Genomic DNA, 4,841 nt, shown 5'->3' with positions numbered 1-4,841 from the left:
CGGGTCTTGGAGTGCTGCTTCGGCCCCAGCCTCCGGTGGCAAATCCCACCCACCAATAGCGGCGCGTGCTACGGCGAGGAACTGGCGAACGTCGAGGAAATAGTTCGGGTACGCCGCCCGCAGGTCAGCAATCCGATCAACTTCGATCAGCACGTCCGTACCCGATGCGCCGAAGCCGTCCGCTGCGTCGTAAGCCCGTCCACCGGTGAGAAGCGAGGCGTAAGGCTTCACCGTGACAGTCCGCGAGGCTCGATCGAAGCGCAGCAAGAAATATGCATTCGCCCCCACGATTTTCTCCGTCGCTGCCAGCCCTTCGTTGAGCCCATCGAGTTCACGTATGGCACCGAGGGTATCATCAAGGTCACTCAATTCCGCTCGTCTTACTAAGGTATCTTCTGACACACCCGGAACGGGAGCAGTTCCCTCCCGCGCCGCGATTTCGCCCGCCATCAACGCGAAAAAGCGTTGCCATTCCGTCGAGCCCTCGCCACCCTTGATGTGCTCATCGCGGGTCAGTCCCACCGCCTCCACGGCCGTTGCCCAAGCGTGCTGCAAGCGCGTTCGCAGCTGTATCTCGACAGTCTGCCGATCGTATGGGCCGGAACCACCTCCCTCTTGGAACTTCAAGATAAGATGCCGCGAGCGATACCCGCTATCGCGGGGCACGGCGATGTAGTCGTTTTCGCGCTGTAGGAGGTGTGGTGTTTCACCGGCGGCGAAGAGGCCGGCCACCCGATCGACCGCTGCCGGGTCAGGCACTATAGCGCGGATGCCCGCGAGATCCTGCATTTGATAGAGCGTGACCGGCGAGGCCGCAAGCTTTCGGCGAATGGAAGCCATTCGCTTGACACGCGCGGCGGTCAAACCTTTCCCACCGTCGCGTCGAACTTTGCCGCCCAGCTCCAGGCGGATGCGGTGCATAGGATATGCATGCGCTACGCGCCAGTCATGTGCGATACGAAAGGCGTCGCGGACTTCCTCCGTGGCTGCCTCTAACCGCTGTCCTAGCAGCTTGCCCGCCGCAACGATCTCGCGCTTCGAGTAGGAGGAATGGCTGAATTGCATAGCTCGAAGATAGCGAATGGGCGTTGTTGGGTTAACGGATAAAATGGGCATTGGCGCATCGATCGGGAAAGCTCACTCTGTCCACGCTCCTGCCGCAGCGAGCGACCGCTACCATGGCCGGCAGCGCTGGATTGTCGAGCGACCTTTGACACAAATGTTGTTTTGTTGCTTACCCGATGCTACATGACGGTCATGCCCAGACTCTCAATCGACATCACCCCTGAAGAGCACCAGAAGCTCAAGGCAATCGCCGCCCTCAGGGGGCAGAGCATCAAGGACTACGTCCTGAAACGCACGCTGGGCGAGGCCCCTGCCCTAGACGGCATGACCGAGGACGAGGCGTTCAGCGCCCTGGCGAAGTTTCTGGAGCCCCGGATCGATCAGGCACGTCGGGGTGAATTGTCCGACAAGTCCATCGAAGACATCCGCCGCGACGCGCGCAAGCAGGCCGGCCTGTAGCCGCCCATGAAGACCTACGACCTCACGCCCGCGGCCGAAGAGGATCTGCGGGAAATCTGGCGGTACACCTACGAGACATGGGGGGCCGACCAGGCCGACAGGTACTTCGACCGGATCGCGGCATGCCTTGACGCTGTGGGTGAAGGCCATGCGCGGTCGAGGTCGTTCAATGAACTGGCAGGGGATGTCCGCATCTCCCGGTGCGAGCATCACTAGCATCGTGGGGCGCCATCTGCGAAGTCCGCTTCGCGCTGATTGATTTCGGTAGGCAACGAGTGCAACCCTGGAGCCTCACGTTGCATTTGGGGGCAATTGCGATGGAGCAGCAGGTTCGAGAGCTGTTAGGTCGGTTTCTTCAGATACATGGAGTGCGGGGCATCGTGCAGCCCCCCCTTCATCTTGAATTCGAAGCAGGCCCACATACCCGCCCCACGCCTCTGCGAGAGGAGCGCGGTATCTACTTGTTTTTTCAAGATCAAGAGTGGCTGAGAATTGGACAAACTGGCTATTCTCCGCGGTTTACCAGTCAGCACTATGGCACAAAGCGAGCAGGAAGCACTTTCGCGGCAGATATTTGGGCTAACCGTGATCAATTCGGATTTGACGGTGCGGAGAGCCAGGTAGATGCATGGATTCTCCAAAACATTGGTCGTGCGAACGTTCGCCTACCCGCTCAACATGGCGAGGCCATGAGCCGGATGCTCGAAGCTTTCCTACACCTCAACCTAAACCCACGCTTTGAAGGGCGGCGCTAATGGCCAGTGTCTGATATTAGCCTACGCGATCTCGCCCCTTCTGTCGGTCAAGTGCCTCATCGGAAATGGGCGCCTGCGGTGATGGTTCGCTATACGCCCAGTTCCACTTCACGTGCAGCCACGCACAGTAAAATCTAAAATTAGACTGTCCGTGCAAGCGCTCATTTGCTCACTTGTGCGCACGATTGCGCGCGCGCAAGTGCAAACGTGCGCGTAAATAAACGTATGAGTGACTGTGTGCTTGACTTCACGCTCGTGTGCCTGCATGCAGAAGTATGCATACTCTCGTCTTCAATTCGCAGAAGGGTGGGGCCGGCAAAACAACGGTCTCATGGAATATTGCGGCGGCCGCGTCGGCGACAGGATTGCGAGTTCTGATGGTGGATCTCGACCCGCAGCAGTCGTTGCGACACTGGTGGGATCGCCGCGAGGAGAGCGAGCCGCAGATGCTCGCCGAGGATCCGGCCGTTTCCGAGTTGCCTAGCGTCGTTGACGCGGCTGCCGAGCAGTTTGATGTCCTAGTCATCGACACGCCGCCGGCGGCTGATGCCTGGGTAGTCCACGTCATGGCTTGTGCAGATCGGGTCATTATTCCAGTCAGGGCATCCGGCGTTGATCTTGACGCACTCGGAGCGACTATCGACCTCGCGGAGAGGGCGGGGGTCTCTCACCGCTTCCTGGTTACGCAAGCAGACACCCGCAGCACGATCTACCGTGACACGCTTTTCACGTTGACGGATCTTGGAAAGGTCATCCCCGCGCCCATGCCAAGACGCACGTCACACGAGCGGGACTTCGTAACCGGGACATCCGGCCTCGATTCCAGCGGCCTCGCAAGAAACGACGTTCGCACACTCTGGCACCACCTCAGGGAGGATCTCAATGGCAAAGCAGCCAGCAAGCCTAAGCAGTCTCGTAAGGCGGGCGCAAAACTCTGAGGTTGAGCCAGCGGATAAGCCAAAGCAGCGTGCGCCACGCAAGATCACTGAGCCTGAGCCTGAACAGGAACTCGACCTTGGCCCGCCGAGGAGGCTGTCATTCTCCTGTCCACCTCGAGTATATCTCGACCTCCAAATTCACAAAGCCCACACCGGCGTGCCACACCAGGAGATCGTTGCAGCTGCTCTTGAGGAATACCTAGAGAAGCATGCCGCGAAGCGGAAACGGTAGGGCAGGGGTCATGGCGTCATGAGCACACCTAAAGAACAGCTCGACCTGTTTTTTGCCCTCGTTGGCGACGTGCCACTGCGAGATGATCGTGACGCAATGTCCGCGCCCATGGTGAGCCTGTCCAAGAAACCGCCCGCCGAATTGAACTGGACGGGGCCAAGCGGTCAGCAGGTGAAGATCACCGCAACGACCGGCAGCTCGATCGCGACGATCTACGACTTCGACGTTGTCATTTGGGCTATCAGCCAAGTGAACGCTGCGATGGAGCGGGGCAGGGAGGACCCAGGCCCTACAATCACTTTTCGCCCGTATGATCTCCTAAGATCTATCGGCAGGACGACCGGCGGCCGTGACTATGAGCTGCTAAAAGCGGCGATCAGCCGGCTGCGCGCCACTCGTATCGAGACGACCATTCGGCGCCGAGCCAAAGATAGGATGGAAGATTTCAACTTGCTCGCAGATGCGAGTTGGGAAGAGGACGAAAAGGGTAGGCCCTTGGGCATGCAGATCACGCTGCCCCGGTGGGTGTATCGGGCAATCCAGACGCGTAAAGACATCTTGGCGATCAGCCCGCAGTATTTCGAGCTGACAGGTGGCCTCGATCGGTTCCTCTATCGGCTCGCAAGGCGGCATGCTGGCAACGGCAAGGACAACCCCTATGGGTGGGCCTTCTCATTCCGCGACCTCCACTCCCGGACGGGAAGCCCAGCTCCGTACGGCCAGTTTGCGAGGGATCTTAGGAAAGCGATTAAACGCGACGCGTTGCCAACATACACGCTCTACGAAGAGGCCGGAGCAAACGGCGACCCTCTGCTGCGCCTCCAGTATCGCCGGATACTGCTGCCGTAGCTCTTATCTCGGTACATTACACATCGTCTGACCCAAACGGGTCTCGGGATTTTACACACTAGGGACTCGGGAGAAGACACACGAAGTCACGGGACATTACACACTCGCCTTACGTACAACCTACTGAATCTTTAGTGAAACCACGTGTTTTGATTCGGCGTAACTATTGTAACTATATAATTTCTAACGGAGTTCTGCCCGGCTGGTGCCTGTGGATAACTTGCGGCACTAGCCTTCAAGGCCAACCACCTAGTCTACAACTGCGCGCTTCCGGCCGTGACCATCAAGCGAAGCGACGTTTTCACTACAGTCGCCCTCAAACAGGGAGGTAAGCAGCACGTCCTAAGTGACAACACACTTTCGAAGCGATAGCTTGAAAGCAAGAAAACCAGAAAGCGGCTTGATGCCTCGACAGACCGACCACCAGAACACGGCAAAATATGCCAACGTGAACCTCAAGGTCTCCGAAGAAGAAAAATGGGCCTTCAAGGAATGGTGTGTCCATCATCGAATGACGCAAGTTGACGCTTTCCGAGAGGCGTT

The 4,841-nt window shown here is 58.4% G+C and carries 5 protein-coding genes; 4 read left to right on the top strand and 1 reads right to left on the bottom strand.

Annotated elements, in window-relative coordinates; translation table 11 throughout:
• A partial coding sequence (locus ACFDS3_RS19035) for a RelA/SpoT domain-containing protein (protein ID WP_375263919.1) occupies positions 1–1,116 on the bottom strand: 1,116 nt, incomplete at its 3' end.
• 141 nt (positions 1,117–1,257) lie between these two features.
• Here ACFDS3_RS19035 and ACFDS3_RS19030 point away from each other — a divergent pair.
• The 4 genes from ACFDS3_RS19030 to ACFDS3_RS19015 all read left to right on the top strand — a co-directional run bounded on the left by ACFDS3_RS19030 (position 1,258) and on the right by ACFDS3_RS19015 (position 4,298).
• Positions 1,258–1,524 (top strand): antitoxin, encoded by a 267-nt coding sequence (locus tag ACFDS3_RS19030; RefSeq protein ID WP_375263918.1) that lies wholly within the window; start codon positions 1,258–1,260, stop codon positions 1,522–1,524.
• Positions 1,525–1,530: 6 nt separating this feature from the next.
• A complete protein-coding gene (locus ACFDS3_RS19025; protein WP_375263917.1) occupies positions 1,531–1,740 on the top strand; it encodes a type II toxin-antitoxin system RelE/ParE family toxin in 210 nt (69 codons plus the stop codon).
• A gap of 814 nt (positions 1,741–2,554) precedes the next feature.
• On the top strand, positions 2,555–3,217 hold the full coding sequence (locus ACFDS3_RS19020; protein WP_375263916.1) for an AAA family ATPase: 663 nt from the start codon (positions 2,555–2,557) through the stop codon (positions 3,215–3,217).
• Positions 3,218–3,467: 250 nt separating this feature from the next.
• Positions 3,468–4,298 carry a replication initiator protein A gene (locus ACFDS3_RS19015; RefSeq protein ID WP_375263915.1) on the top strand — a complete coding sequence of 277 codons (831 nt, stop codon included), beginning with the start codon at positions 3,468–3,470 and terminating at the stop codon, positions 4,296–4,298.
• The last annotated feature ends 543 nt before the right edge of the window (positions 4,299–4,841 follow it).

It is taken from the genome of Palleronia sp., from assembly GCF_042089775.1.
Taxonomy (GTDB): Bacteria; Pseudomonadota; Alphaproteobacteria; order Rhodobacterales; family Rhodobacteraceae; genus Palleronia.
This window is presented reverse-complemented; position numbering and strand designations above follow the sequence as displayed.